This is a genomic window from Geothrix sp., assembly GCF_020622065.1.
In the GTDB taxonomy this organism is placed as follows: Bacteria; Acidobacteriota; Holophagae; order Holophagales; family Holophagaceae; genus Geothrix.
The window spans coordinates 539917-565703 of record NZ_JAHRYQ010000001.1; the positions used below are offsets into that span (position 1 = coordinate 539917).

The following is a 25787-nucleotide window of genomic DNA, read 5'->3' on the forward strand; positions in this document are numbered from 1 at the left end:
TACTGGAGTACGAATGTTTGATCCACGGGAGAGCGCCAAGGAATGGCGGAAGCGGATGGGGTTCACGAACCAGTCGCAGTGTCGCGATTTCCTGAGCGGGAAGGTCGTCATGCCCGGGATTGACGAGGGGTACCTCGAATCGCTCAATACCCACCTTGGGAAACTGGTTCAGGGGCTTCAAGAGGCGGTCCATCCCTCCTGTGCCCTTCCCGATGGGGAACTCCCGATTTTCCTTGAGAACAATCGAGATGCTGTGCTTGTTCAATTGCGGAGCAACAACTTGTTGGCGCGATTGAACAACCAGGGCCGCCGGCCCGAGGAAGTCTATTTCAGCTGGATGCGGGGCCATCTCGTTGTCCGGTATTTCCACAGGGCCATCACAGAGATGTTCCGTCCCCTCGGGAATGAAATCCGGTCCATCGGTGCGGATGATTTTTCTCAGGCGGCTACTTTCCGCCGTTCCGCGACCGCTGACCTTGCCGTGATCGATCAGGATGGGCGCTCTGCAGCGAGGCTCGAGGTCCAGAGCGGGTTTACGGGCATCAATGATTTGAAGCGGCACAAGGTTGTTGAGGCCAGGGACATCTTCGAGCGAGATGCCATCCGTACTTACCTTGTGGATTTCGACCTGTTCAACGGTTTGGTCGCTGTGTTGGACCTGTGTGAATACTCGGTGGATGACGATCGATGGGTGCAGCGACAACAGATGGAGGGGCAGTGGGTTCTGCCCTTGGATTTCAACTGGTTCTCTTGGCGACTGTTAGATCCTGTTCCCGGGGACTTCAATACTTTGCTTCCGGAATAACACCATCCGGTGACTGTTGGTTCCCGATTGGTTGTTCCCGACACCCCAGATATGGGCCGTCTTGGTGAAGGACTGGGCGTGAATCAACACGCCCTGAAGATTAAGTCCGGTGGACTCACCAATAGGCCATAGAAGGTCCTCCATGTGGATGCTCGCCTTCTTGATCTCTCCGACTTCCATGACGAACCAGCCTCCCGGTTTCATCACTCGGTGGACCTCCTGGAACGCCCGTTCAATGCGACGAGACCAGCCTTCGATGGTTCTTTCGTAGATGAACGAGGATTCGACGGACTTTTCATCAATGTCGGCGAACCAATTCCTCATCCAATTGTCCAGGTGGTATTGGACGACATCCAAAAAGGGCGGGCTGGTCACGACGAGATCGATCTTTCCATCGGGAATGTCCGGCGTCCGGTCGGCACTTCCACAATGTAAGGAGGCGAACTCGCCGATGGATCGAAGGGATGCCAGGTCCTCGGAGCGGGTGAAATTTTTCAGAAGAGCCTTTGATTTCTTCAGAATGAGCGCATGGGTGTCCCGATAAGGGGGGACCTGTTTTCGGATTAGATTGATCTCGGCCTGCTTCTTCGCCGGCATGGCTTGATTGGGCGGCAGGGTATATACCGAAAAGAATCCGGCACTATGGCCAGTGAGGCGGTTGAGAGAAACCATCCGGATCCAATCGTCGACTTCGTCGAAACGACCGGATTTCTGGCGGGATCGAAACCAATCGCGCAACGCTCGAATTTCTGACTCCGTCTCCGCGTGAAAGAACATCGAGAGGTCGGGCGTTTTGGCCTTCTTGGATATTCGGGGGATCTGCTCAAGGCGATCGGCGATAGCCTCGAGGCTCGGTGGTGCAAGCCGAGGGCGCAGAAGCATCCCGGAGAGAGGGTTGATGTCGTTTGATGCTGCGTTGCGACCACGAAGTGCCGCCTCAAGCGCGGTCGTACCCCGCCCCCCAAATGGGTCGTAGACCCAGTCTCCGGGTTGGGTCAGGGCCTCGATGAACAGTGCCGGTAATTCGGATTTGTAGCAGGCGCGGTAGCTGATTTCATGAAGGCTGTGGCCGTTCCTCTGACCAGGGCCCCAAAATTCGGCCGTGATCTTGGGGATCGGGCCACGGCCCGTCTTCAGCTCCATCACCTCCGTGCCTCCGAGCGGAGGAAACAGGCGTAGCAGATGGTCTGCTTTTGATTGGAAGGTCTCGTCGTAGGTCGCGGTGTTCTTTACCAATTGCACTCCATCCCGATGAGCCAGAGTACTCTGTGGCGATGAGTTCCGCCCCCAAGCGCCACCCTGAGCTGACGCGCCTCTATGTGGCCGTGGGTCTGGCCGTGCTGATCATCATGACCATCCTGGCCTACAAGGCCGTGGGCAACCGGGTGGCCGAGGGCGGGCTGGACGCGCCCTCGCGGTGGGCGCTGCTGGCGCTGGGCCTGGCCAATGTGCTCGCCATCGGGGCGCTGCTCTTCATCGTGGCCCGCAGCGTGGCCAAGCTCTACTTCGAGCGCCGCAGCGGCATCCTGGGCGCCCGCCTGCGCACGCGCCTGGTGCTGACCATCTTCAGCGTGTGCCTCGTGCCGAGCCTGATCCTCTTCCTGGTGGGGCAGAACTTCATCAACAAGAATGTGGAGCGCTGGTTCAGCCCGGAGACGGAAATCTCGATCCGGGACGGCCAGCTGGTGGCGGGGGATCTCCGCGCCGCCGCCAAGGCCCGGATGGACTTCGGCGCCGAGCGCCTGCTGGCTTCGCCTTCGGCGGACGCCGCCAGCATCCGGACGGCCTCGGGCCTCGATCTGGTGGCCTACCTGGGCGTCCGCGTCGGGGAGGGCGTGAAGGCCCTGGACCTGGGCGCCGGCCTGCCGCCGCCGAACCTTCAGATCCAAGGGACCGAGGCCACGCAGGAGGCCACCGAGGGGCTGTGGCTGCTCCGGCTGGTGCCCCGCGGCGATGGGTTCTGGATGGTGGGCATCTTCATGCCGCGGGAGACCCTGAACCGGGTGCTGGCCCTGGAGCAGCGCTTCCGCGAAAGCCAGCAGATGCGGGCCGCCAAGGACACCCTGGAGACGCTGCCGCAGAACACCTTCCTCTTCCTCACCATGCTGACGCTCTTCTTCGCCGTGTGGTCGGGCCTCGCCCTGGCGAAGTCGCTGAGCGAGCCCATCCGCGCCCTGGCCAAGGCCGCCCAGCGCGTGGGCAGCGGCGACCTGGAGGTGCAGCTGCCGGAGCTGGGCGAGGACGAACTGGCCTTCCTGGCCCGCACCTTCAACGCCATGATCCGGGACCTCAAGGCCAACCGGGCGGCCATCGTGGCGCAGGCCGGCCGGCTGGAGCAGCAGCGGGCCTACCTGGACCAGCTGCTGGCGGCCCTGCCCGTGGGCGTCATGAGCTGGCGCGCGGACGGCGAGCTGCGCACCTTCAATGCCGCGGCCCGCAGCTGGCTGGGCCTGGAGACCTTCGATCCCACCGAGGCCCGCTGGGCGACCGTGGAATCGCTGCCGCGCCTGGGCCGCCTGCCCGAGCTGCTGGCCGCCGTGCGCCTATCCGGGCGCGGCGCGCAGGAGGAGCTGCGCCTGGGCGGCGAAGGCGAGGGCCGCCCTGTGCGCGCGATCTTCGAGCCGCTCCAGGGCGGCGGCGTCCTGGCCGTGCTGGAGGACCTGTCCCTGTTGGCCCAGGCCGAAAAGCGCGCCGCCTGGCAGGAAGTGGCCCGGCGCATGGCCCACGAGGTGAAGAACCCGCTCACGCCCATCCAGCTCACCGCCCAGCGTCTGCTGCGCCGCTCCCGCGAGGGCCGCCTGGATCCCGAGGCCGTGCAGGAGGGCGCCGAGACGATCCTGGCGGAGGTGGCCAGCCTCTCGCGCCTGGTGGACAGCTTCAGCCGCTTCGCCCGGCTGCCCGTACCCCAGTTCGCGCCCTGCGATCCCGCCGAGCTCCTGCGGCAGGTGCTGGCCCTCTACGAGCCGAACCAGCCGGAGATCCGCTGGACCCTGAGCTGCCCGCCGGAGTCGCCGGGCGTCCTCTGGGATGGCGACATGGTGAAGCGGGCCCTCATCAACCTGGTGGACAACGCGGTGGCTGCCGTGGACGGCAAGGGGTCGGTGGCCCTGTCGCTCACGGTGGATCCCGACACCGAGGGCCTGCGCTTCAGCGTGGAGGATGACGGCACGGGGGTGCCCGAGGGCGATCGCGAACGGCTCTTCGAACCCTACTTCTCCACCAAGCGGAAGGGCACGGGGCTGGGCCTCGCCATCGTGCGCCGCATCGCCCAGGACCATGGCGGCGACGCGGATTACCAGCCATTGACGCAGGGCAGCCGGTTCAACCTGTGGTTGCCGAAGGGCCCGAAAGGCTGAGCGCCAGGAGGCGGAGGCAAGAAGTTACAGGGCCGACACCAGGGTGTGATCGGCACGCCTGAGCATGGCTCCAGTTGCCTGAAAACCAACCCTGGAGAATCCATGACGACTCACTTGCGCCTCGGGCGCCGGGCCCTCTGCCTGGCCCTGCTGGGCGGCCTCGCCTTCTCCCCTTGGGCCGAGGCCCGTCCCGTCCCCCCCTCCGAACGCCCCGGACGAGGGGCCGAGGGCGACCAGGCTCCCCCATCTGCTCCGGGGAATCAGATCCATAAACCGTCGCACATCCAGATCCTCTCCCAGCCCCTCAGCCAGACAAAGGCGATGGGGGACCCGGCCCAGTTCACGGTCGTGGCCGAAGGGAAACCCCGGCGGCTCCATTATCAGTGGTGGAAGGACGGGCAGCGGGTCGGCCAGGACGCGCCCAGCTACCTGATCCCGGCGACCGAAGCCCGGCACGCCGGGGCCTATGCGGTCACCGTGCGCAATCCCACCGGCAGCGTCACCAGCGATTCCGCGGTCCTGACGGTCAACCTCCCGCCGACGATCACGCTCCAGCCCGCGGCCCAGGCCGTCGACCAGGGGATGGGCGTGGCCTTCACGGTGGCCGCGGCGGCCGAAGGGAACGCGGCCCTGGGTTACCAGTGGCGCAAGGATGGCGCTCCGATCCCCGGCGCCACCGCCGCCACCTTCAGCCTGGCGGCCGTCACTGCGGCGGACGCGGGCAGCTACGAGGTCGTGGTCTCCAGCCTCCTGAACGGCACGGTCGCCTCGGTCACCTCGCTGGCGGCGATCCTCAAGGTGAACCTCCCTCCGACCATCCTCGTGCAGCCCCAGACGCAGACGGTCCGGCCCCCCGATGCGGTGACCTTCACCGTGACGGCCCGGGCGAACAACGGGGGATCGCTGGCCTATGCCTGGAAGAAGAACGGAGCGGTCCTGGACGGGGCGACTTCGGCTTCCTACACCGTGCCCTCCACCGAGTTCGCCCTGAATGCGGACACCTATTCCGTCTCCGTGAGCGAAGGCCATCTCGGCACGGAGAGCGAGCCGGTCCAGGCCCTGGCCTCGGTCCCCGCACCCACCTACGCCGGCGACCCCGTTCCGGTGCCGAGCCGGCCCCTGACGGTGCTGCCTTCTCTCCATGTGGATCCCGTGCAATTCCCCAACGGGGCCTTCCGGCTCGGCTATGACGAGGCCCTGAAGAATCCCGTGTGGACGGCCTATGTGAACTTCCCCGTGAGGGCCCCGTACCCGAATTCGACGGCGGACTACAAGGCGGACGGCCGCCTGGAGGCCCCCCAGGTGGGCAAGGATGACTACACCGGGATCTACACGGGCGGCGCCGGGTTCCCCGACAGCTATGACCGCGGCCATCAGGTGCCCCGGGCCGATGTGTCCTACCGCTACACCCCGGTGGCGGGCGACGACGCGACGATCATGAGCAACCTCGTCCCCCAGATCTCCCAGTTCAACCAGCAGACCTGGCAGAAGCTGGAAGATGCCATCGGCGGCACTCAGGGCGGCGCCACCAACGGGCTGACCTCCTTCAAGGGGCGAGTCTGGGTCTACACCGGATCCGTGTTTCCGGGCACCCCGGCCTGGTGGAACTCCAAAGTCACGCCCGGGCTCCGCATCGCGATCCCCGAAGCCTGCTACAAGATCGTCGTCCACGAGAAGACCCCCGGGCACCCCGAGGTGCTCGCCCTGCTGCTGCCCAACACCTGGGGTCTGACGAACAGCGCCGCCACCCTGACGGGGTATGTGACCTCGGTGGCCCGGATCGAGTCGCTGACAGGGCTCAACTTCTTCCCCAACCTGGCCGCCGTCGCCCCGGAGCTGGACATCCCCACCTGGAAGGCCACCGTGGATGTGCGCGGCTGGAAGGTCCCCTTCGAGCAGGCGACCGGGCCCAATGTCCACATGATCCAGCCCAGCTACGACACCACCGTCGAGGTGGGCAGCACGGTGACCTTCGAAGGTGCGGCCACGCCCGGCACCTCGGCGGGCACGGCCATTGCCGCGGCTAGCTGGACCTTCGGAGACGCCAGCCCCAGCAGCACGGGATTCTCGACGGCCCACCAGTACGCGAGTGCGGGCTCCTTCCAGGCGACCTTCACGGCCAGCGATGACCTCGGCACCAGCAACACCCTCACTCGGGTGATCCGGGTCATTCCGCCGGCCTCCAGCAATGGGGCGCCCACGACGATGCCGGCCGTGCTGGAAAATCAGGCCGCCACCACGGGGCAGGCCCTCACCGTGGCTTTCACGGTGGCCGACGACCGCACCCTGGCCGGCCTCGTCAAGGTGACGGCCACCTCCGACAACGCCACGCTGCTTCCGGCCAGCGGCATCCAGTCCGCCAACGCCTCGGGCGCCGTCACCCTGAGGCTCACCCCCGCGGCAGGTCAGGAGGGCGTGGCGACCGTCACCGTCACCCTCACGGATGGGGATGGCGCGACCTCGACCCGGACCTTCCTCCTCACGGTCAAGGCCGCGGCCACGAACACCCTGGTGGAAACCTTCGAGGCCGGGACCAAGACGGCCTACGCCGCCGCCAATGTGACCTTCGCCTCCGGCGTCTGGACCCTGGCCGATGCGCTGGTCGGCACCAGCGCCAGCGACCCGAAGAGCGACCTCAAGAGCCTCCGGGTGCGCAACGGTGTCGTGACCATGACCTTCGACTGGCCCAAGGGCGCCCAGACGGTGTCCGTCAACCACGCGAAGTACGGAACGGACGCCAATTCCACCTGGGAGCTGTACTACTCGGTGGATGGCGGAAGCACCTGGACTCTGGCCGGTCCGGCCGTCACGAGCAGCACGACGACGCTGTCGCAGGCCGTCTTCGTCCTGAACCAGCCGGGACCCATCCGGTTCGAGTTCCGGAAGGTCGGCGGCACGACCACCCGGTTCAATCTGGACGACTTCCAGATCCAGGGCTACTGACCGTCCCGGGTTTCATCGGCGAGCGGGATCCAAAGGATCCCGCTCGCCGTCATTCATGCCCGATCAGCTTCTGTGCCGGGAGCGCCGGCGCAGCCACAGCCCCACGGGCCCCAGCACCAGCCAGGCCAGCAGCACCATCTTGACGAGCGGGGACACGGGAACTCCGGCGGAGGCTTGCGACGCGAGGGATAGCCTCTCACGGGGCGACTTCCGGGAGCGGCCCGGGGGTCCCAAACCACGGGGTATGCTGGCCCCATGGAGAACCGGCAGACGGCATCGACGGGCACCTGCCTCATCGCAGGGTGCGGCTACACCGGCGCCCGGCTGGCGCGACGCCTGGCAGGCCGGGGTCCGGTGCTGGCCCTGGTGCGGTCGCAGGCTTCCGCCGCCGCGCTGACCACTGCGCTGGCCGCCGAGTTGACTCCGGAACTGTCGGCCGGCGGGCTCCAGGTGCAGGCCCTGGATCTGGATGCTCCCGGAGCCTTCGAGCCTCCCCGGGACCTGGAGTCCGTGCTGTACCTGGCGCCTCCGCCTGGCCAGGGCGAGGGCGATCCCCGGTTCCAGCGGTTCCTGGCGGGATTGGGCGGAGTCCGGCCGAAGGTGCTGGTCTACCTGAGCACCACCGGGGTCTATGGCGATGCGCAGGGCCAGGCCGTGGATGAAGCCACGCCCCCGGCGCCCGGCGATGCGGCCGGCCGTCGCCGCCTGGCGGCAGAGCAGGCGGCCTTCGCCTGGGGCGCAGAGCGCGGCGTCCGCGGTGTGGCGCTGCGCGTGGCCGGGATCTACGGGCCGGGTCGCCTGCCCTTGGAGCGGCTGCGGAGCGGCGAGCCGGTCCTGCGGCCCGAAGATTCAGGGCCCGGCAACCGGATCCAGGTGGAGGACCTGGTGGCGGCCTGTCTGGCGGCCCTGGACCGGCCCGTCGCCGGGGCGGTCAATGTGACGGATGGGGACCCCCGCAGCATCGGGGCTTTCCTGGAACTGGTCGCCCGTCTGGCGGGGCTCCCCGCGCCGCGCCGGGTGACCCTGGCGGAGGCGCGCAGGGAATTGAGCCCCGGCATGCTGGCTTTCCTCCAGGCTTCCCGGAAGGTGCTCAACCGGCGCCTGGTGGAGGACCTGGGCGTGACCCTGCGCTATGCGGACCCCGAGACCGGCGTGCGCGAGAGCCTGCGGGAGATGGGGCTGATCAGTACCGCAGGACGCTGAAGACCGGCAGCCCCTCGACCTTCTCGCGGCCGGGCAGGGAGGTCAGCTCGATGAACACCGTGAGGGCCACGGGCTGGGCGCCGGTGCGCTGCACCAGGCGCTGGGCCGCGGCCGCCGTGCCGCCGGTGGCCATGACATCGTCCACGATGAGCACCCGGTCGCCGGGGCCGAAGGCATCCGTGTGGATCTCCAAGGCATCGGTGCCGTACTCCAGGCCGTAGCCCTCCTTGTGGGTGGCCATGGGCAGCTTGCCGGGCTTGCGGGCGGGCACGAAGCCCACGCCGAGCTTCTGCGCCAGGGCGCTGCCGAAGATGAAGCCGCGCGATTCCAGGCCGAGCACATGGGTCGGCTGGAGGGTGAGCACGGGCTGGGCCATGGCCGCCACGGCCTCGCCGAAGGCCTCGGCGTTCGACAGCAGCGGCGTGATGTCGCGGAAGAGGATCCCCGCTTTCGGAAAATCCGGCACATCGCGGACATAGGAGGCAAGGGGGGCTGAGAGGGACATGGCTACCTGTAGATCTCAAAAGGATGGGGAAGGGAGGATCGCACATCCAGGCCGTCCCAGTCCAGCCGTCCCACGGCGGCGAAGGCCGGACCCTGGGCCAGGCGCGCCCGGAAGGCGGCCAGGGCGGCCTCCGGACCTTCGGCCTCCCCGGCCACGGAGCCGTCCGCCTCGTTGCGCACCCAGCCCGCCAGACCCAGGGCCTGGGCCTCCCGGGCGGCGAAGCGGCGGTAGCCCACGCCCTGGACCGCCCCGTGGACGCGAAAGGCGATCCGCATCGCTACCCGTTGAACGCCGAATCGAAGTCGGCCTGCCGCGCCAGGGTTTCCGGGCAGCCGAGGTCGAGCCGCAGCGGCGTCACGCTGGCGAAGCCCTCGAACACGGCACCGGCGTCGCTGCCGGGGGCCTTGGCGTAGGTGGGGCCCGCATCGCCGCCGATCCAGAAATAGGGTGTGTTGCGGGGGTCGGTGCGCCGCTCCACCAGGTCGTGGTAGGCGCGGCTGTCCTGGCTCGTGAGGCGGAAACCCTTGGGCTCGCCCTTCGGGAAGTTCACATTCCAGATGCGGTTGCCGGGCAGGTCCATGGCCTCCCAGCGCTCGAGGAAGCGCCCGATCCAGGGCTCGACCTGCTCCAGCGAGCCCGAGGGGTGGATGGAGAAGGCCGCGGCGCGCGCGCCCTGGAGGCGGCCCTCGAAGGCCGCGCCCACGGTGCCCGAGTAGAAGACATCCTCCCCCAGGTTGAACCCGTGGTTGATGCCCGACAGCACCCAGTCCGGCTTGCGGTCGAGCACCTCGCAGACGCCCAGCAGGACGCAGTCCACGGGCGTGCCGTCGCAGGCGTGGCGATCGGGGCCGATCTCATGCAGGCGGAGGATGTTGTGGAGGCTGAGGGCCGAGGAGATGGCCGAGCGGTTGCGGTCCGGGGCCACGGTGACCACGCGGCCGAAGCGGGAGGCCGCCCGGGCGAGGGCCGACAGGCCGGGGGCCCAGAGGCCATCATCGTTGGTAAGCAGGATCAGGCGTTCGGACATGCAATCAGTGTATCGCCCGGGATGGAAGAAGGATGCGAGGATGGGGCCATTCCCATGGATTCCGACCTCCCCCTCGATCCCTTCCCCGCCCTGGCGGCCGCGCGGCCGGACCTGGCCGCCGCCGACGGCCGGGCGGCGATCCTGGCCCGACTCCGTGAAAGGATCGTGGCCTTCGCGGCATCCCGGTATGCAGGCTCCCAGGCGGAGGACCTGGCCCAGGAGGTGCTGGTGCTGATCCACACGAAGTACGGCCATCTGGAGCACCTGGAGGATCTGCTGCCCCTGGCCTTCCAGATCCTGCGCTTCAAGCTGGCGGCCGCCCGGCGCAAGGCCGCGCGGCGCGGCGAATTCGACGCCGTGGATGTGGAGGTCTTCCCGCCGGCCTCCGACGCGCCGGATCCCGCGGCGGTCCTGGAGCGCAAGGAGCTGCTGGCCCGGCTCCTGGGCGGCATCGGCCGCATGGGGGAGCGCTGCCGGGAGCTGTTCCGCCTCAAGCTGCAGGGGCACAGCTTCCTGGAGATCCAAGGCCTGATGGGCGCCGGCAGCCTCAACACCATCTACACCTGGGACCACCGCTGCCGGAAACAGCTGCTCGAATCGCTGGGCGGAAGCTGGGACGGATCCGGCGGAAGGGGGACGCCATGAAGCACGCCGAGGCCGAAAAGCTGCTGGGCGGCTACGCCATGGGAACCCTCACCGAGACCGAGCGGCGCACGCTGTTCGAGGCGGCCCTCGAGCACCAGGATCTCTTCGATGTGCTGGCCGATGAGGAGGCCCTGCGGGAGCTGCTGGCCGACCCGGCGGCCAGGGCCCACCTGCTATCGGCCCTGGCGCCGGGGGCCCCGCCGAAGGTCGTGCCCTTCTACCGCCATCCGGGACTCATCGGCGCCGCGGCCAGCCTGATCGTCGCGGCCACGGCCGGGCTGGCCTACCTGCGCAGTCCGGGGACCCCACCCCCGGCAGCGCGGCAGGACACGGCGAAGGCCGCCCCCTCCGGTCCGGCGAAAGCCGTCGAAGGGCCCGTTCCGGCACCGGCCCTAGCTCGGCCCCCGGCTCAGGCCCAGGCCCTGCTGCCATCCCAGGCGGCACCCGCGCGGAAGGTGGCTCCGGTGGCCGCACCCGATGAGCTGGCCTCCCCGCGCCCGGTCGCGGCGCCACCGCCCGCTCTGGCGCCAGTCCCAATGCCCGCCTCGCGGGTGGCCCCGGCGGAGGTCCCCGTCGGGAGGGAGGATGCCGCCCGGGAGGATCGGGCCAAAAAGGCCGAGCGGGCCCGTCCCGTCGCCACGGCCGCCGCTCCGGCTCCCGCTGCCGCGGTGGTGGAGGTCCTGGGCCAGGCCGCCGGGGCCCCTGCGATGGCGAAGGCCATGGCCTCGGACCGGGCGGAGCTGAATGCGGTCGAGCGCGCGGGGGCCGGCCCGGCGCCGACCTGGAGCCTGGAGCTCCAGCCCGACGGAATCACCCGGGTGCTGGTCACGGCCGCGCGGGAGGCGGAAGTTGCGGTCCTGCGGCGGACGGCTTCCAGCGTCGAGGTGCTGAAACTCCGGGTGATCGAGGACCGACCCCAGGCCCTGGTCCGTTGGGTCGGCCAGGTCCGCCTGGGGCCGGGTGATGCCCTCGACCTGTACCTGACGAAGGGCCCGGTGGCGGACCCGGCGAAGCTGCCGGAAACGGGCCCCGTCGAGGGTTTCCGGGCGCGGATCCATCCGGCCGAGAAAAAAGATGCGCCCCGCTGAAAGGGCGTTCCGGCTGGCGGCATTCCCCTCTGAACCGCGCCATTCCGGTGCGGCCCATCCGGGAGAACCCCATGTCGCTGCGCCGGTCCACCACCACCCTGCTCGCCTGCTGCGCCGGGCTCACCGTGTCCGTCCCGGGGGGCGCCCAGGCCCGCAGCCGGCCCTCCTCTGTGCGCCAGAGCCCTCCCCAGGGCGGAGAACCGGCCGAGGCCACCCTCTCCCCCTACTTCTTCGTGAAGGGCGAGGGTGGCGCCGTGGATCAGCTGCCGCTGAAGGCCACCTCCGCCAAGGTGGCCATCGCGGGAGTCATCGCCGAGGTGACGGTGACCCAGGTCTACCGGAACACCGGGACGAAACCCCTGGAGGCCGTCTATGTCTTCCCCGGCTCCACGCGCTCGGCCGTCCACGGCATGACCATGCGCATCGGCGAGCGGGTGCTCAAGGCCCAGATCAAGGAACGCGGCCAGGCCCGGGCCGACTACGAGCAGGCGAAGCAGCAGGGCCGCAGCACCTCCCTGCTGGAGCAGCACCGGCCCAATGTCTTTCAGATGAATGTGGCGAACATCCTGCCTGGCGACGAGATCCGCGTGGAGTTGTCCTACACCGAGCTGCTGGTCCCCACGGACGGCACCTACCGCTTCGTCTATCCCACGGTGGTGGGCCCGCGCTATGCCGGGAAGGGGGGCACGGATTCAAGCACGGGCGAACGCTGGGTGGCGAATCCCTACACGCATGCCGGCGAGAAGCCGGCGGCCACCTTCGATCTGGAGCTGAAGCTGTCGGCGGGGCTGCCCATCCAGCGGATGGTCTGCGGCACCCACAAGACCGCCATCGCCTATGACGGCCGGACCGAGGCCACCCTGAAGCTCGACCCCTCGGAAAGCCAGGGCGGCAACCGCGATGTCATCGTCCAGTACCAGTTGGCGGGGGGTGCGGTGCAATCCGGGTTGCTGCTGGATCAGGGGAAGGAGGAGAACACTTTCCTGCTCATGGCCCAGCCGCCCAAGCGCGTGGCTTCCAAGGACATCCCGCCCCGCGAGTTCGTCTTCATCATGGATGTCTCCGGCAGCCAGATGGGTTTTCCCATCGAGATGTCGAAGGTGCTCATGAAGGAGATGATCCAGGGCCTGCGGCCCCAGGACCTCTTCAATGTGATGGTCTTCGAGGGCAGCTCGGCGTTCTGGTCGCCCTCGGGATCGCTGCACGCCACGCCTGAAAACGCCCAGCAGGCCCTGGCCTTCGTGCGCTCGCAGAACGGCGGCGGCGGCACGGAGCTCGGCAGCGCCCTGCGGCGCGCCCTGGGCCTGCCCCGGGTGCCGGGCATCTCGCGCACCTTCGTGGTGTCCACCGACGGCTACATCAGCGCCGACGGCCAGGTGTTCGACCTCATCCGGAAGAACCTCGGCTCGGCCAACCTCTTCACCTTCGGCATCGGCACCTCCGTCAACCGCCACCTCATCGAGGGCATGGCCCACGCGGGGCAGGGCGAGGCCTTCGTCATCACCCGACCCGAGCAGGCCGCGGCCGAGGCCGAGCGGTTCCGGGCCTATGTCTCCTCCCCCGTGCTCACCAACCTGAAGCTCACCACGAATGGATTCCACATCCAGGACCTCGAGCCCCTGCAGCTGCCCGATGTGCTGGCGGACCGGCCTGTGATCTGCCTCGGCAAGTGGACCGGCGAAGCGAAGGGCACGGTCACGCTGTCCGGTATGAGCGGCGCCGGGCCCTGGAGCCAGACCTTCGAGGTGGGCAAGGTGAAGGGCCGCGAGCACAGCGCCCTGCGCCAGCTCTGGGCCCGCCAGCGCATCCAGATGTTGTCGGACTACGACCAGTTCGGCCAGGACGAAGGCCGCAAGGCGGAGGTTACCCGCCTGGGCCTCGCCTACCACCTGCTCACGGCCCACACCTCCTTCGTGGCCGTGGATACGGTGATCCGGAACGCAGGTGGACCCTCCACCACGGTCACCCAGCCCCTGCCGCTGCCCGAAGGCGTGTCCGACGCCGCCGTGGGGGGCCTGCAGGCCCAGGCGGTGGCCTACGCGCCCGCGCCCATGATGAAGCTGGCTTCCCCGGCCTCCGCGGTGGTGGAAGTCCTGGCCCAGGACCGGGCCCGGCGGGAGGTGAAACAGGCCGCTCCCCGTCTTCGCATCCTGGCCTTCTCGGGCTTCACGGGGACTTCGGATCCCAGGAGCCTGCGGGGCGAGCTGGAGGCCCGGCTGCAGGACCCGGCCCTGGTGGCCGCCCTGGCGGGCCTTCCGGCCGGCACCGAGCTGGCCGTGAAGGTGGACCACGCCGGACAGGTGGTCTCCGTGACCTTCGACCAGGCCTTCCCCGGGGCCGCGAAAGCCAAGGCCCTGATTCTGGCCTGGCGCCTGCGGAGCTGGACCGGGGGCCTGGCGGGGAGCCTGGAACTCAGCCTCAGCCTGAATCCCTGATCAACACCTGTCTACCCGCGCCCCCCTGGCCTCCAGGGGGGCGCGCTGGCGTACGGCCCCGAAGGGGGTACCTTCGGACCATGCGAAGGCAGCTGGGGGTGCTCTTGATGCTCACCTTCGGGGGTTGCGATCCGGAACCCGCCCGGCCGGCCGTCCCGGCGGAGACGGCCTTCGCCGAGGCCCGGGTGCGCATGGTGCGCGACCAGATCGCCGCGCGCGGCGTCACGGACGCGCGGGTGCTGGCCGCCATGGCGCGGGTGCCCCGGCATGAGTTCGTGCCCGCCGGTCAGCGGAGCGAGGCCTACGAGGACTGGCCCCTGCCCATCGGCCATGGCCAGACCATCTCCCAGCCCTACATCGTGGCCTTCATGACGGCGGCGCTGGCTCCGAAGCCCGGAGACCGCGTGTTGGAGATCGGCACGGGATCGGGCTACCAGGCGGCGGTGCTGTCAGGTCTGGTGGCGGAGGTCTTCACGCTCGAGATCGTGGTCCCTCTGGCCCGCCGCGCCGAGGCCGACCTCCAGCGACTGGGCTATGGGAATGTGAAGGTCCGGGCTGGAGACGGCTACCTCGGCTGGCCCGAGGCGGCACCGTTCGACGCCATCATCGTGACCTGCGCGCCCGACCAGGTGCCCCAGACCCTGGTGGACCAGCTCAAGGTGGGCGGCCGGATGATCATCCCGGTGGGCCGGGCGCTCGGGGCCCAGGAACTCTACCTGCTGCGCAAGCGGCCCGCCGGGCTCGAAACCCAGGCCGTGCTGCCCGTCCGGTTCGTGCCGATGGTGCCCGGGGCACCCTCCTGAGGCGCTTTCGGCGGCCTGGGGAGCATCCGATTGTGGTTTGATCAGAGTCGACCGGGGAGGGCGCAATGCAGGTGGATGCCGCAGATCAGCTGAGACGGCTCCTCGAAAACATCCCCGGTCTGGAGGTCGAAGTCGGACTGATGACAGTGGGCGGCCGGGTGGAGAGCCTGGCGCGCCTGATCCGCAAGTACGAGCAGCTGCACGGGGGCGACATCCAGGTTCTGAGAGAGGGCCTTGCTGTCGGGGAGCCCGAGGCCACGCGGAGGCTGGCCCACTCCCTGAAGGGGGCCGCCGGATTCCTGGGGTTGACCTCGATCCAGGCCCTCGCCGGAGCGCTCGAGGCGGCGCTCCGCCCGGAGGGGCCCTCCGGTGAGATCGAGGGCCTGCTGGCCGCCTTCGAAGGGGAGAATGACCGGGTCTGCGCTGCGATCCGGGCCCTTCCCGCGCCGGAATAGCTCGGACGCTCGAACGCAGGGACCCCCGTACGCCGGAGCCGGATTAGAGGCGGATCACCGCCACGACTTCGTTGCCGGTGCCCAGGTAATCCAGGCGATCGAACCAGACCTGCCTGGACATGGCGATCCCCCGGCCATGGAGGTGGAAGGCGCGCTCCGGGCTCAGTTCCAGGTAGTCCCGCCACTCGAACCCCGGGCCCTCGTCGCGGATGCGGAACCGGATCTCCCCGTCCACCCGCTCAAACGAGATGGTGGCCTGCTTCCCCACATGCTCGGGCAGCGCGAGCCGGTGGGCGATCTCCTCCTTCCAGCGGTCCTCGGCAAGGAGGCGGGACTTCCCGGCGTAGGTGATGCCGAGGTTGCCGTGTTCGATGGCGTTGAGCATCAGCTCGGAGAGCCCGCCGACGGCCCGCTCCGGATTCGGGGTGGCCTTGGCAATCACGGTGGCGAGGTCCCAGGCCTGCTCCGGGGTCTGGAAGGTGAACTGGGCGGTGGCCATGCAGGCCAGGGCCCGGGTGGCCTGCTGGGCGTCCAGCTGGAGCTTCCGGTAGCCCCGGCGATCCCGGGCCGCGGCGCCGACGATGGCCAGCAGGGCCTGGGCAGTGAAGGGCTTGGTCAAGTAGTAGTAGGCCCCGGCCCGCAGCCCCTCCACGATGTCCCGGTCGCTGGAGAGCGCGGTCTGCATGATGACCGAGGCGCGGATGGGGGTGGACCGGGCCTTGAGCCGCCGCAGGATCTCGATGCCGTCCATGTCCGGCATCACCCGGTCGAGGAGGATCACATCGAACTCATCGGGATGCTCGGAGATGGCCCGCCAGGCCTCCGCGCCGCTCGATACGCCGGTCGTTTCGTAGCCTTCGAATTGGAGGTTCTCGACGAGGGCCTCGAGGTTGATCGGCTCGTCTTCGACGACCAGTACGCGGGTGGCTTCCATAGGGGTGTCCTGATGAGGAGGGTTCATGAAAACACAGAAGATCCGGCTTTCATCCCCTCCTTCTCGGATTCATCCCCGCCCCGGGTGACAATTGGCGCTCTTTCGGTCGGCTTTTGTCGCCTGGGCCGGGGTAAACGGGGGGGCGGAAAAGGGAACGAGGCGGTATTCGGCGCCGACCCCCGGGCGGGATTCGACCGGCATCTGGCTGCGCCAGCCGCCGGTCTCGCTCCGGCGTGCCATCAAGGCACGCCTCCACGATCCCACCCGGAGGTGGATGGTGCTCCGTATTTGGCGCCGACTCCTCGGGGCGGGGATTCGAACTGCGTCTGGCTATGCCAGCCGCCGGTCTCGCTCCGGCGTGCCATCAAGGCACGCCTCCACGATCCCACTCGGAGGTTCGAATCCCTTCGGGCGAAGGGGTAGCACACCAAAAGGGCCCTCTTCCGAGGGCCCCTTTGGTGTGTTTTGGTCGGCGCGAGAGGATTCGAACCTCCGACCCCTACCACCCCAAGGTAGTGCGCTACCAGGCTGCGCCACGCGCCGTGAACTATTGACTGTAGACGCATCTGAGGGGCAGGTCAACTCTTCGGTGGCGCGGACAGGCGTTCGTACAGGGCCTTCACGGACTTGAGGATGGGCTGCAGGTCGGAGCTGGTGCGGAGGAGCCTGGGAAAGGCGGCCTTGGGCTTCTGGACGGGGGCGGCGGGCAGCTCGTCGGCTTCGAGGCCCAGGTCCAGGCGCTGCACCAGGTGGCCGTGGGCCAGCAGCTCGGCGCAGTCGGCCACGGTGAGGCCCTCGGCCAGCCAGGCCTTGATGCGCTTCAGGCGCGGCAGCTCGTCGACATGGTAGTAGCGGAGGTTGCCCTTGCTGCGCCGGGGCTTGATGTCGGGGATGACCTCCTCCCAGTAGCGCAGGTCCTTGGGGCCGACGCCGATCAGGGAAGCCGCTTCGCCGATCTTGAACCACTTCTTGTCCGTCATCGCGGCACCGCCTAGCTCTCCCTGGGCTCGATGCCCAGGGCCTTGAGGCGCTTGTAGAGGTTGGAGCGGTCCACGCCGACGCGCTCAGCCACGCGGGTCATGTTGCCGTTCTGGAGGCGCATCTCCCGCTGGAGGTATTGGGCCTCGAACCAGTCGCGGGCCTCTTTCAGGCTGGGGAATTCGGGGAAGGAGAAGGGGTCCTGCTCCGCGAGATGGCGAGCGGCGAGAGGGCCCAGGTCCCGGGGGCCGATCTCGTTGCCGCGGCCCAGGATGACGGCGCGCTCCATGAGGTTCTTCAATTCGCGCACATTGCCGGGCCAGTCGTGGCGCAGCAGGGTGTCCTTGGCTTCGGGGCCCAAGTGCTTGGGGGGCCGGCCGTACTGGCGGCCGATGCGGCTGATGAAGGCCTCGGCCAGGGGCAGGATGTCCTCGGGGCGTTCGCGCAGGGCCGGGATGCGCAGGGGCACCACGGCGAGGCGGAAGTAGAGGTCCTCGCGGAAGCGCCCCCGGGAGATCTCCCCGGGCAGGTCCTTGTTGGTGGCGGCGATGACCCGCACATCCACGCCCACGGCGCCGCCCCCGCCCACCGGTTCCACCCGGCCCTCCTGGAGGGCGCGCAGCACCTTGGCCTGGGTCTTCAGGGACATGTCGCCGATTTCGTCGAGGAAGAGGGTGCCGCCGTCCGCCTCGCGGAACTTGCCCTTCTGGTCGCGTACGGCGCCGGTGAAGGCGCCCTTCTGATGGCCGAACAGCTCGCTCTCGATGAGCTCTTCGGGAATGGCCGCACAGTTCACTTCGATGAAGGGGGCGTCCTTGCGTGGGCTCTGCAGGTGCAGCAGGCGGGCCACCTCCTCCTTGCCGCTGCCGTTCTCGCCCGTGAGGAGCACGCGGCCCTCGGTGGGCGCCACCAGCGCCACATCGGCCATGAGGCGCTTCATGGCGGGACTGTCTGCCAGGAAGAAACGGCCGCTTTCCACCTCGGCGAGCAGGCGCTGGTTCTCCCGCTCCAGTTGGGATTGGCGGAGGGCGTTGCCGGTCACCAGGAGCAGGCGGTCCAGGTCGATGGGTTTTTCGAGGAAGTCGAAGGCGCCCAGCTTGGTGGCCTGCAGGGCCGTGTCGATGCTGGCGTGGCCCGAGATCATCACCACGGGCAGGTCGGGGCGGATCTGCTTGGCCTGCTTCAGCGTCTCCAGGCCATCCTGACCCGGCAGCCACACATCCAGCAGCATGAACTGGATGCCCTCACCGTCGGGGTTGTGCAGCAGGTCGATGGCCTGTTCGCCGCGTTCGGCCTTCACCACCTGATAGCCCTCGTCCTTCAGGGCTTCGCCCAGGGACCGCCGGATTCCCGGCTCGTCATCCACCAGGAGGATGGTGATGGGGGCGCGCATGATTCCATGCTGGACGCGGGCCAAGCCTTTGTCCAGCAGCAGGTTGCCTAGATTTCTCCCAATGCCCTCTCGGTTTCGGGCAGTAGGGCGGCCGCCAGTTCCCCCGCGGCCAGATAGTAGGGGTGGGCGGCCACCTGGGGCAGCTGGTCTGCCACGGCCTGCACGAAGGGACGCAGGTGGACCCGTATGAGACGCTGGGCCAGCGCCACGAACGGGTCGCGTTCCGCCAGGTCCCCCTCGATCACCTGCCCCAGGAGGAAGCTCAGGCAGGCGAACTCCAGGCCCAGGTGGTCCGGGGGGATGGTGAGATCCTCCTGGAGGCTGATGTCGGCCTCGTCGTAGAGGGCCTGGAGGGGGCCGAGCACCTCGGGGGCCATGAGGTGCCCCCGGGCCTGGACGGATTCGAAGAGGTGGACCGTGTCCGCATCCTTGGCATGGAGGAAGAGCCGCGCATATTCCACGGGCTGTTCCTGGGACGAAAGCGTGTGCTGCGACATCTGCTGCAAGGGGCCTGCGAGAGAGGGGCCAGGGTCCCGGTTCAACAGGTCTTCCAGGGCTTCCTTCAGGTCCGCCTCGGGCTCCAGGAAGGCCTCGGCGAGGATCTGGGCGAGGTCTGCCAAGAGGGCGAGCGACATGGGGGCTCCTTCAGTGCAGCATCCCCATCTTGTGGAAGCTGCTCACCTGGCCAGCGTAGACGAAGAGGTAGCGCAGGAGGAAGCCGCCGAAGAGCACGAGCCCCGAGGCGGCCAGGGCGAGGTTCCGGCTGCCGTGGAAGGCGTGCCCTTTGAGCAGGCTGGGAGCCAGTTCGTAGACCTCGATGCCCAGGGGCGTGAGGAGCCCCAGGCCCAGGAAGAAGACCCAGAACACCACCGTGTACGGGCCACCCAGAATGAGCCAGAGCGCCTGCTTCACGGCCAGCACGGAGAGCGTCCCGTGGATGAGGTAGGGGAGGATGATGAAGAGCTCCAGCACGATGAACACGATGTCCAGAGTGATGAGGAACTTGGTCTCGTGGGTCTCGATGGGGTTCTTCGGGTCGAGCACCATGGCCAGCAGCAGGGCCGCCGCGCCGCTGGAGAGGGCCGAGAACAGGAACATCTGGGCCACCAGGTTGGTGTTCCAGAACGGGCGTGCGGATACGGCGCCGAGCAGCACACCGGTGTAGATGCCCACGCCGATGGCGAAGGGGAAGCCGATCATGGCGAGGGTCTTGCGATGGCCTGAGAGATCCACATTCAGCCGGTGGACCTGCTTCCAGGTGGGCGGCACCTTGCTGAACAGCTTCTGCCGCCAGTCCTCGGGCAGCCAGGCGAAGCCGTAGACGAACGCGATCAGCGTGAAGAGGGTGAGAAGCCAGCTGCCGATGGACATGGGGCTCTCCCAGCGGAAGTGCATGAACAGCTTGTAGAAGCGGTACCAGTTGCCCAGGTCGAGGATGAGCAGGGCCGAGCCGATGGCCACCGGCCAGGGCGCCAGCAGGGCCCCCATGCGGGCGATGCGGGGGTAGGCGGGCTGGCCGTCCACCTCCAGGTAGTTGGCGAGGCCTGCGGCGAAGAAGAGCCCGGCGGACAGGCCGCCCAGGAACAGGTAGACCACGATGAGGAGACCCCAGTTGAACTCGTGCATATCAAGCTCCTAGAGCAGGTAATAGAGTTGGGGGCCATTGCCCGTCTGGGGTTCCTTCACGCGGTAGCGCCGCGTGGCGAGCAGCTCGTGCACCCGGCTGGCGGGATCTTCCAGGTCGCCGAAGACGCGCACCTTGGAGGGGCATGTCTCCACACAGGCCGGGATGGTGCCCTTGTCGATCCGATGGCTGCAGAGGGTGCACTTGTGGACCGTGCCGCTGGCCTCGTGGAAGTAGCGGGCGTCGTAGGGGCAGGCGATCATGCAGTAGCGGCAACCGATGCACTCGTCGTCGTTGACCAGCACGATGCCGTCCTTGCGCTGCCAGGAGGCCCCGGTGGGGCAGACCCGCACGCAGGAGGGATGCTCACAGTGGTGGCACTGCTCCGGCTCGAAGTCGATGCGGAGCTTGGGGTATTCCCCCTGCCGGTCTTCGTTGATCCAGTTGCGGAAGTTCCCGACCGGAACCTCGTTTTCGGCCTTGCAGGCGACGGCGCAGGCTTTGCAATTGATGCATTTCCGCGAGTCGATGACGAGGGCGTAGCGCTTCTTCTTGATGGCCATGGTCCACCCTCCTCAGGCGTTCGCGACTTTGACGAAGGTTTCGTGGAAGGCGGCATTGCCCGACACCTTGTCCCAAGCGGTCTCGAGGATCACCGCATCGCTGGCGCCCACCTGGTAGACCAGGCTCTGCATCTTCGATTTCTTGCCGAAGCCGTGCAGCATGAACACGCAGTCGGGGCGGATCTCCTCGGTGACGCGGGCCTTGAGCTTCACGCTGCCCACGCTGCTGGTGACCGTGAGGGTGGATCCGGTCTTGATCCCGAGGCGCTCGGCGGGCTTCGGGTTGATCCAGAGGTCGTTCTCCTTCATGAATTCGTTCAGCCAGACATTGTTCGACTGGTTGGCGTGGGTGAAGTAGCCCACACGGCCGAGGATGAGGCGGAACCGGTCGCCGGGCGGCTGGACTGGCGCGGCGTAGACGGGCAGCGGGTCATGGCCGGCTTCCTGGAGGCGCTCGGAGAACAGCTCGATCTTCCCGGTCTTGGTCACGAAGCGGTGATCGGGGGTCAGGGTCTTGCCGTAGCTGGGCTGGCCGCTGGCGGCCCACACGCCGTGCTTCTTCATGTGCTCGGCGGCCATGGGGATGGGCAGATCCCTGAACTCCGCCTCCACCCACTGCTCGATGGTGTAGTCGAAGTAGTCGCCGAGACCCAGGCGCTTGGCCAGGCCCTGCACGATGTCGAGATTCGGCTTCGTGTCGTGGATGGGCTTCACCACCTGTTGGCGGTAGACCACGGCGGGCCAGATGCCCGGCATCACCTCCACCGGATCCGTGCGCTCCAGGTAGGCGCTCTCGGGGAACACCACATCGGCATACCAGGCCATGTCGCTCATCTGGACATCGATCACGCCGATGAAGTCCATTCCTTCGATCATCTTCAGCGTCTTGGCCTGGTCGGGCATGGCGTTCAGGGGGTCCTGCTTGTAGACCATCCAGGCCTTGATGGGATAAGGCTTCCCACTGAGCACATTCTCGCGCAGCTTCAGGTAGACGCCGTCGCCCTTGGCGGCCAGGGGGAAGTGCTTTTCGATCTCGTCGACACGGGGCGCCTTGGGCTCGTCCCAGGGCATGAATAGGAACTCGCCCTTGGGCAGCTTGGCGTTGGGCACCATGCCGCCGGGCTGGTCCCAGTTGCCGATGATGGCGTTGAGGATGGCCTGGGCGCGGCGCATCTGGAAGTCGTTCTGGTACCACGAGGAGCGGCGTCCTGCGTAGTAGAGGGCGCGGGGCGCGGCATCGGAGAACTCCCGGGCGATGCGGATGATGTCCTTCGCCGGGATCTCGGTCTCCTGCTCAGCCCACTCGGGGGTGTACGGCTTCACATGCTCGGCCAGCTGATCGAAGCCGGTGGTGTAGGCGGCGACGAAATCCTTGCTGTGGCGGTTTTCCTTGATGATCACATGGATCATCGCGAGGATGAACGCGAGGTCGGTGCCGGGTTTGATGGGGTACCACTCGTCGGCCTTGGCCGCGGTGACGGTGAAGCGGGGATCGAGATAGACCAGCTTGGCCTTGCGCTCCATCACCCCGCCGATGAGATCCATGGTGTCGGGCGTGATGATGCTCTCGAAGCGGTTCGCGCCGGACATGATGACGAACTTGCTGTTGAGCAGGTCGAAGCTGGGGACGGTGCCGAAGGTGGCGCTGTAGGCCAGGTTCACCGAGGCCAGGCAGAGGGTGGGGTGGCGCACGAGGTTGGGCGAGCCGAAGGCCAGGCCCAGGTTCTTGAAGAAGACTTCCTGGAAGCCCTCGGTGGAGGACCAGAGGGTGCTTTCGGGACCGTACTTCGACTTGGCTTCCGCCAGCTTCTTGGCGGCAAAGTCGAAGGCCTCGTCCCAGCTCACGGGCTTCCACTTGCCTTCACCCCGGGCCCCCACGCGGATCATGGGCTGCTTGAGGCGGTCGGGATCGTAGACTTGCTTGATGGCCGCATTGCCGCGGGCGCACAGCATGTCGCGGGACTTCGGGTTCTCGGGATTGGGATTCAGCTTCTTGACGAGGCCCCCCTCGACCACGGCGATGGCCGAGCATTTGTTGGGGCACAGCTCACAGGTCGTCGGGACTTCCCGGCGGTCGTCGGAGGCCGTCCGGCCCTTCTTGAAATACCGGAGGCATCCCGCCTGGCTGGCGGTGACGGCTCCGGCGGCGGTGGCGCCGGCGGCCTTCAGGAACAGGCGGCGGTCCATGCGAGTGGTTCCCATCGGGATCTCCCAGGAAGGACGAAGGCCGGGCCGGAGGGTTGCCCCTCCGGCCCGGTGGGGCGGTGTCTAGAACTTGACCTCGATGGAGGCGTAGGTGGACTTCACCGAGGCGGGGAAGCCGTACTGCAGCATCGGGTTCTTGTTCAGGTCGTAGGCATCTTCCCAGCTCTGGCCGGGCATGGAAGGCCCGGGGCTGATGTGCCAGCCGCTGAAGGCGTGGCTGTATTTGTAGTCCAGGAAGCCCAGGCGGAAGGCGGCGTTCTTGGCGAACTGCCAGTGGATGTAGCCTTCCCACACATCGCCGCGGGTGCCGAGTTTCTCGGTGGCTTCCCCGGTGGCGGGGCTGTAGGTCCACCAGCGCGGGGACCCGTGGTTGAACTCGGCGCCGAAGCCGAGCTTCTCGGTGGCATCCCAGCGCATGCCCACATAGTAGGCGCTGGCGGTCTGGCTCTTGTTGGCGTCGCCCAGGAGGCCGCCGAATCCGGCGAGCTGCTGAGTCTGGCCGCCGAAGGCCGCGGGCATCGTCCAGTAGGCGCCGTACTGGCTCATCTTCCCGTTGGGCAGGCTCTTGATGTGGCCGTAGCTGGCGAAGTAGGTGAAGCTGTCGCCGACCTTGTGCTTCCAGGTGGCGGTCCACTGGTCGATGTCGCCCAGGTTGTTGGTGGCGGTGACATATTGGATCGCGGGCATGCCGCCCATGCCGGGCATGGCAGGCACGGGGAAGTTGTTGGTGCTGCCGAAGGGGATGTCCGTGAGGTTGCCCATGCGGTTGTAGCCGATGTAGAGGTTCGTGCTGCTGACCGTATCGCCGATCTGGAAGAGCAAGGGCATGTCGTACATGGCGCCCAGCACGGTGCTGTCCTTGAGGGGGCCGATGCTGGCGACCTGCAGCGTGGCGGCCGAGGCATTGGGACCCTGGGGCGTCCAGTTCACATTGGTGAAGTTGAAGCCCACGGGGGCCGCGCTGGCCTTCACATTGCCGCCGCCGCCGAAGCCGGACTCGTAGCCCACGCCGTAGCAGAGGCCCAGCAGCGTTCCTTCGGGCAGGCCGAGCTTGTCGAGGTGGAACTTGAAGCCGATGCCATCCACCATGGCGTTCACGGCCAGGGCCTGCGGGGTGGCCTGGCGCTCCACGCCGTCCTTCACTTCAAACGGCGGCCCGTCCGAGGTGTTCTGGCGGCCGATGGAGAGGACGCCCACCGGGAAGTCATAGACGAGGCTGGCGCGCTCGACGCGGAGCACATCCGTACCCGGCACCTTGGCGCTGTTGAACGAGTTCTGGACGGTGTTGGGCGAGCCGTTGAAGGTGGGGACATCCGCGCCGCCATGGACCTTGTACATCGTCAGGCGGCCCATGATCTTGGCGTGCTCGTTGATGGTGATGCCCAGCTTGAGGCGCAGGCGGGTGGACCACTGGACGGAGTTGGTCCAGTCCTGGGCGGGGGAGTTCTGCGTGAGGGGCACGAAGGGGTACGCGTAGCCCGGAGGCAGAGGGCCGGGATAGCCGGCGCTCTGGGCGAAGCCCATGAACTGCTGGTAGGGCTTGAAGTGCCACTCGCTGGACTCGAAGCGGGTGCGGAGATCGCCGCCCCACTGGATGTTGTCGCCGGCGACCTTGGTCTCGACCTTGACCAGACGGGCATCGACTTCCTGCGCGGCGGCGGCCTTCTCCTCGATGGCCTTCAGCTGCGTCTTGAGCTGCTCGATCTGCTTCTGCAGGTCCTCGTTGGACTGGGCGCTCAGGGCCGCGGGCGCCAGCATGGCGACCAGGGCGAGCATGATGCGGGAGGGTTTCATGGAAGCTCCGGGGAAGGGTTCAGGGCAGAACGCACAAGCGGCTCAGCCGCCGCAGGTTTCGGGCTGCGGGGAGTCGGAGGCGTGGTTCACGAGGAAGGTCTGGACATCCTTGACCTGCTCGGGCTTCAGCAGGCCGTCGAGCTTCTCCGCGCCCTTCTTGTGCTTGCCTGCTGCGAAATAGGCCTTCCACTGGGCCTGGGTCTTGGAGAGGGGCGTGATCTCCTTGGCGCTGCCGCCCGGGGCGTGGCAGGACTTGCAGCTCTTCTTGAAGAAGAACTTGCCCTTGGTGTCGCTGCCGCCCTGGGCGGCCAGCGAGGCCGATAGCGCCGCGACCACGGCGAGGAGCTTCAGGGTGTTCCGCATGGAGCACATCCTTTCTGGGGGAGAGTTGGGGGCAGGGCGACGCCATCCCAGGGCGGGAGGACGCTGGGTTCCGGGATTCCGCGGCGCCTCGGAGGAGGGGCGCGGAAGGATCTTGCCATTGAGGATGATCGGGTGGATAACGAGGTCAAGTCGTTCGTGACTATGATCACTATTAATTAAATAACCACTAAGTAATTTGATTCTAAACCCTCAGTTGGCATGGATCTGGAGCCTTCCTGTCGGTCGGAGGCAGGGCTGCTATCGTGGGGATCCGAGGTTGGCCCCATGGATGAATCCCGTTCCCTCCCCACGCCCGAGCAGGATGCCGCCGTGACCCCTGTGATGGGCCCGGCGCTGAAGCGGCAGGTGCTGGTGTGCACCTCCAAGAGCTGTTCCGCCAACGGCTCCGAGGCGGTGCTGGAAGCCTTCAAGGCCCACCTGATCGATGAGGGGCTGCTGTTCTACAAGGGCAACCGGGAAGGCGAGGTGCAGTGCCTCCACTGCGGCTCCGTGGGCTTCTGCGCCATCGGACCCGCCGTGCTCGTGTATCCCGACGGCATCTGGTACGCCCATGTCACCCCCGCGGATGTGCCCGAGATCATCGAAAGCCACCTGAAGGGCGGCGTGCCGGTGGAGCGGCTGGTGCGCAAGCGCCTGGGTTAGCGGCC

Annotated in this window: 23 protein-coding genes and 1 tRNA gene; 10 read left to right on the top strand and 14 right to left on the bottom strand. The window is 67.7% G+C overall.

Annotation, left to right across the window (positions count from 1 at the left end; all coding sequences use genetic code 11):
* The first annotated feature begins 13 nt into the window (after nucleotides 1-13).
* Nucleotides 14-805, top strand: coding sequence for a hypothetical protein (locus QZ647_RS02630; RefSeq protein ID WP_291270687.1), 792 nt, complete (start codon nucleotides 14-16; stop codon nucleotides 803-805).
* Here QZ647_RS02630 and QZ647_RS02635 read toward each other — a convergent pair.
* The gene (locus QZ647_RS02635) at nucleotides 761-2041 is read right to left on the bottom strand and encodes a DNA methyltransferase (RefSeq protein WP_291270688.1); all 1281 of its coding nucleotides are present in this window, start codon (nucleotides 2039-2041) and stop codon (nucleotides 761-763) included. The genes QZ647_RS02630 and QZ647_RS02635 overlap by 45 nt on opposite strands.
* A gap of 38 nt (nucleotides 2042-2079) precedes the next feature.
* On the opposite strand from QZ647_RS02635, the gene QZ647_RS02640 reads away from it, so the two are divergent.
* The 3 genes from QZ647_RS02640 to QZ647_RS02650 all read left to right on the top strand — a co-directional run bounded on the left by QZ647_RS02640 (nucleotide 2080) and on the right by QZ647_RS02650 (nucleotide 8307).
* Nucleotides 2080-4161 carry an ATP-binding protein gene (locus QZ647_RS02640; protein ID WP_291270689.1) on the top strand — a complete coding sequence of 694 codons (2082 nt, stop codon included), beginning with the start codon at nucleotides 2080-2082 and terminating at the stop codon, nucleotides 4159-4161.
* A 102-nt stretch (nucleotides 4162-4263) separates the two neighbouring features.
* A complete protein-coding gene (locus tag QZ647_RS02645) occupies nucleotides 4264-7104 on the top strand; it encodes a DNA/RNA non-specific endonuclease (protein ID WP_291270690.1) in 2841 nt (946 codons plus the stop codon).
* Between the two features lie 255 nt (nucleotides 7105-7359).
* Nucleotides 7360-8307, top strand: coding sequence for an NAD-dependent epimerase/dehydratase family protein (locus tag QZ647_RS02650; protein ID WP_291270691.1), 948 nt, complete (start codon nucleotides 7360-7362; stop codon nucleotides 8305-8307).
* Here QZ647_RS02650 and QZ647_RS02655 read toward each other — a convergent pair.
* The 3 genes from QZ647_RS02655 to surE are packed head-to-tail and all read right to left on the bottom strand — an operon-like array spanning nucleotide 8288 to nucleotide 9839.
* Nucleotides 8288-8812, bottom strand: coding sequence for an adenine phosphoribosyltransferase (locus tag QZ647_RS02655; RefSeq protein WP_291270692.1), 525 nt, complete (start codon nucleotides 8810-8812; stop codon nucleotides 8288-8290). The genes QZ647_RS02650 and QZ647_RS02655 overlap by 20 nt on opposite strands.
* 2 nt (nucleotides 8813-8814) lie before the next feature.
* Nucleotides 8815-9087 (bottom strand): acylphosphatase, encoded by a 273-nt coding sequence (locus tag QZ647_RS02660; RefSeq protein WP_291270693.1) that lies wholly within the window; start codon nucleotides 9085-9087, stop codon nucleotides 8815-8817.
* Nucleotides 9088-9089: 2 nt separating this feature from the next.
* Nucleotides 9090-9839 (bottom strand): 5'/3'-nucleotidase SurE, encoded by a 750-nt coding sequence (gene surE, locus QZ647_RS02665; RefSeq protein ID WP_291270694.1) that lies wholly within the window; start codon nucleotides 9837-9839, stop codon nucleotides 9090-9092.
* A gap of 54 nt (nucleotides 9840-9893) precedes the next feature.
* Between surE and QZ647_RS02670 the strand changes: the two genes are divergently transcribed.
* From QZ647_RS02670 to QZ647_RS02690, 5 genes are all read left to right on the top strand, one after another.
* The gene (locus QZ647_RS02670) at nucleotides 9894-10484 is read left to right on the top strand and encodes an RNA polymerase sigma factor (RefSeq protein ID WP_291270695.1); all 591 of its coding nucleotides are present in this window, start codon (nucleotides 9894-9896) and stop codon (nucleotides 10482-10484) included.
* Nucleotides 10481-11572, top strand: a complete 1092-nt coding sequence (locus tag QZ647_RS02675; protein WP_291270696.1) for a hypothetical protein — start codon at nucleotides 10481-10483, stop codon at nucleotides 11570-11572. The genes QZ647_RS02670 and QZ647_RS02675 overlap by 4 nt, the downstream gene beginning before the upstream one ends.
* 71 nt (nucleotides 11573-11643) lie before the next feature.
* Complete coding sequence (locus QZ647_RS02680) at nucleotides 11644-14007, top strand: VIT and VWA domain-containing protein (RefSeq protein ID WP_291270697.1); 2364 nt, start codon at nucleotides 11644-11646, stop codon at nucleotides 14005-14007.
* An 80-nt stretch (nucleotides 14008-14087) separates the two neighbouring features.
* Nucleotides 14088-14810 (top strand): protein-L-isoaspartate(D-aspartate) O-methyltransferase, encoded by a 723-nt coding sequence (locus QZ647_RS02685; RefSeq protein WP_291270698.1) that lies wholly within the window; start codon nucleotides 14088-14090, stop codon nucleotides 14808-14810.
* A 65-nt stretch (nucleotides 14811-14875) separates the two neighbouring features.
* On the top strand, nucleotides 14876-15265 hold the full coding sequence (locus tag QZ647_RS02690) for an Hpt domain-containing protein (RefSeq protein WP_291270699.1): 390 nt from the start codon (nucleotides 14876-14878) through the stop codon (nucleotides 15263-15265).
* Nucleotides 15266-15308: 43 nt separating this feature from the next.
* Here QZ647_RS02690 and QZ647_RS02695 read toward each other — a convergent pair whose 3' ends face one another.
* The 10 genes from QZ647_RS02695 to QZ647_RS02740 form a co-directional block, all read right to left on the bottom strand.
* On the bottom strand, nucleotides 15309-16199 hold the full coding sequence (locus tag QZ647_RS02695; RefSeq protein ID WP_291270700.1) for a response regulator: 891 nt from the start codon (nucleotides 16197-16199) through the stop codon (nucleotides 15309-15311).
* Nucleotides 16200-16665: 466 nt separating this feature from the next.
* A tRNA-Pro gene (locus QZ647_RS02700) sits at nucleotides 16666-16742 on the bottom strand.
* A 35-nt stretch (nucleotides 16743-16777) separates the two neighbouring features.
* On the bottom strand, nucleotides 16778-17179 hold the full coding sequence (locus tag QZ647_RS02705) for a helix-turn-helix domain-containing protein (protein ID WP_291270701.1): 402 nt from the start codon (nucleotides 17177-17179) through the stop codon (nucleotides 16778-16780).
* Between the two features lie 11 nt (nucleotides 17180-17190).
* A complete protein-coding gene (locus tag QZ647_RS02710; protein ID WP_291270702.1) occupies nucleotides 17191-18570 on the bottom strand; it encodes a sigma-54 dependent transcriptional regulator in 1380 nt (459 codons plus the stop codon).
* 47 nt (nucleotides 18571-18617) lie between these two features.
* Entirely contained in the window at nucleotides 18618-19205 is a 588-nt protein-coding gene (locus QZ647_RS02715; RefSeq protein WP_291270703.1) for a molecular chaperone TorD family protein, read from the bottom strand.
* Between the two features lie 10 nt (nucleotides 19206-19215).
* Nucleotides 19216-20196 (bottom strand): NrfD/PsrC family molybdoenzyme membrane anchor subunit, encoded by a 981-nt coding sequence (nrfD, locus tag QZ647_RS02720; protein WP_291270704.1) that lies wholly within the window; start codon nucleotides 20194-20196, stop codon nucleotides 19216-19218.
* A gap of 9 nt (nucleotides 20197-20205) precedes the next feature.
* Nucleotides 20206-20757, bottom strand: coding sequence for a 4Fe-4S dicluster domain-containing protein (locus tag QZ647_RS02725; protein WP_291270705.1), 552 nt, complete (start codon nucleotides 20755-20757; stop codon nucleotides 20206-20208).
* A 12-nt stretch (nucleotides 20758-20769) separates the two neighbouring features.
* Nucleotides 20770-22959, bottom strand: coding sequence for a molybdopterin-dependent oxidoreductase (locus QZ647_RS02730; protein ID WP_291270706.1), 2190 nt, complete (start codon nucleotides 22957-22959; stop codon nucleotides 20770-20772).
* A gap of 66 nt (nucleotides 22960-23025) precedes the next feature.
* Nucleotides 23026-24756, bottom strand: a complete 1731-nt coding sequence (locus tag QZ647_RS02735; RefSeq protein WP_291270707.1) for a DUF3373 family protein — start codon at nucleotides 24754-24756, stop codon at nucleotides 23026-23028.
* 42 nt (nucleotides 24757-24798) lie between these two features.
* A complete protein-coding gene (locus tag QZ647_RS02740; protein WP_291270708.1) occupies nucleotides 24799-25119 on the bottom strand; it encodes a cytochrome c in 321 nt (106 codons plus the stop codon).
* A gap of 285 nt (nucleotides 25120-25404) precedes the next feature.
* Between QZ647_RS02740 and QZ647_RS02745 the strand changes: the two genes are divergently transcribed.
* On the top strand, nucleotides 25405-25782 hold the full coding sequence (locus QZ647_RS02745) for a (2Fe-2S) ferredoxin domain-containing protein (RefSeq protein ID WP_286353865.1): 378 nt from the start codon (nucleotides 25405-25407) through the stop codon (nucleotides 25780-25782).
* The last annotated feature ends 5 nt before the right edge of the window (nucleotides 25783-25787 follow it).

Bases quoted from the DNA above. Each gene is read 5' to 3' on its own strand.
- QZ647_RS02735 (WP_291270707.1), bottom strand. From the start codon at position 24,756: ATGAAACCCTCCCGCATCATGCTCGCCCTGGTCGCCATGCTGGCGCCC.
- nrfD (WP_291270704.1), bottom strand. From the start codon at position 20,196: ATGCACGAGTTCAACTGGGGTCTCCTCATCGTGGTCTACCTGTTCCTG.
- QZ647_RS02740 (WP_291270708.1), bottom strand. From the start codon at position 25,119: ATGCGGAACACCCTGAAGCTCCTCGCCGTGGTCGCGGCGCTATCGGCC.
- QZ647_RS02730 (WP_291270706.1), bottom strand. From the start codon at position 22,959: ATGGGAACCACTCGCATGGACCGCCGCCTGTTCCTGAAGGCCGCCGGC.
- surE (WP_291270694.1), bottom strand. From the start codon at position 9,839: ATGTCCGAACGCCTGATCCTGCTTACCAACGATGATGGCCTCTGGGCC.
- QZ647_RS02630 (WP_291270687.1), top strand. From the start codon at position 14: ATGTTTGATCCACGGGAGAGCGCCAAGGAATGGCGGAAGCGGATGGGG.
- QZ647_RS02675 (WP_291270696.1), top strand. From the start codon at position 10,481: ATGAAGCACGCCGAGGCCGAAAAGCTGCTGGGCGGCTACGCCATGGGA.
- QZ647_RS02645 (WP_291270690.1), top strand. From the start codon at position 4,264: ATGACGACTCACTTGCGCCTCGGGCGCCGGGCCCTCTGCCTGGCCCTG.
- QZ647_RS02660 (WP_291270693.1), bottom strand. From the start codon at position 9,087: ATGCGGATCGCCTTTCGCGTCCACGGGGCGGTCCAGGGCGTGGGCTAC.
- QZ647_RS02670 (WP_291270695.1), top strand. From the start codon at position 9,894: ATGGATTCCGACCTCCCCCTCGATCCCTTCCCCGCCCTGGCGGCCGCG.
- QZ647_RS02655 (WP_291270692.1), bottom strand. From the start codon at position 8,812: ATGTCCCTCTCAGCCCCCCTTGCCTCCTATGTCCGCGATGTGCCGGAT.
- QZ647_RS02725 (WP_291270705.1), bottom strand. From the start codon at position 20,757: ATGGCCATCAAGAAGAAGCGCTACGCCCTCGTCATCGACTCGCGGAAA.
- QZ647_RS02745 (WP_286353865.1), top strand. From the start codon at position 25,405: ATGGATGAATCCCGTTCCCTCCCCACGCCCGAGCAGGATGCCGCCGTG.
- QZ647_RS02705 (WP_291270701.1), bottom strand. From the start codon at position 17,179: ATGACGGACAAGAAGTGGTTCAAGATCGGCGAAGCGGCTTCCCTGATC.
- QZ647_RS02650 (WP_291270691.1), top strand. From the start codon at position 7,360: ATGGAGAACCGGCAGACGGCATCGACGGGCACCTGCCTCATCGCAGGG.
- QZ647_RS02710 (WP_291270702.1), bottom strand. From the start codon at position 18,570: ATGCGCGCCCCCATCACCATCCTCCTGGTGGATGACGAGCCGGGAATC.
- QZ647_RS02715 (WP_291270703.1), bottom strand. From the start codon at position 19,205: ATGTCGCTCGCCCTCTTGGCAGACCTCGCCCAGATCCTCGCCGAGGCC.
- QZ647_RS02685 (WP_291270698.1), top strand. From the start codon at position 14,088: ATGCGAAGGCAGCTGGGGGTGCTCTTGATGCTCACCTTCGGGGGTTGC.
- QZ647_RS02690 (WP_291270699.1), top strand. From the start codon at position 14,876: ATGCAGGTGGATGCCGCAGATCAGCTGAGACGGCTCCTCGAAAACATC.
- QZ647_RS02695 (WP_291270700.1), bottom strand. From the start codon at position 16,199: ATGGAAGCCACCCGCGTACTGGTCGTCGAAGACGAGCCGATCAACCTC.
- QZ647_RS02640 (WP_291270689.1), top strand. From the start codon at position 2,080: ATGAGTTCCGCCCCCAAGCGCCACCCTGAGCTGACGCGCCTCTATGTG.
- QZ647_RS02680 (WP_291270697.1), top strand. From the start codon at position 11,644: ATGTCGCTGCGCCGGTCCACCACCACCCTGCTCGCCTGCTGCGCCGGG.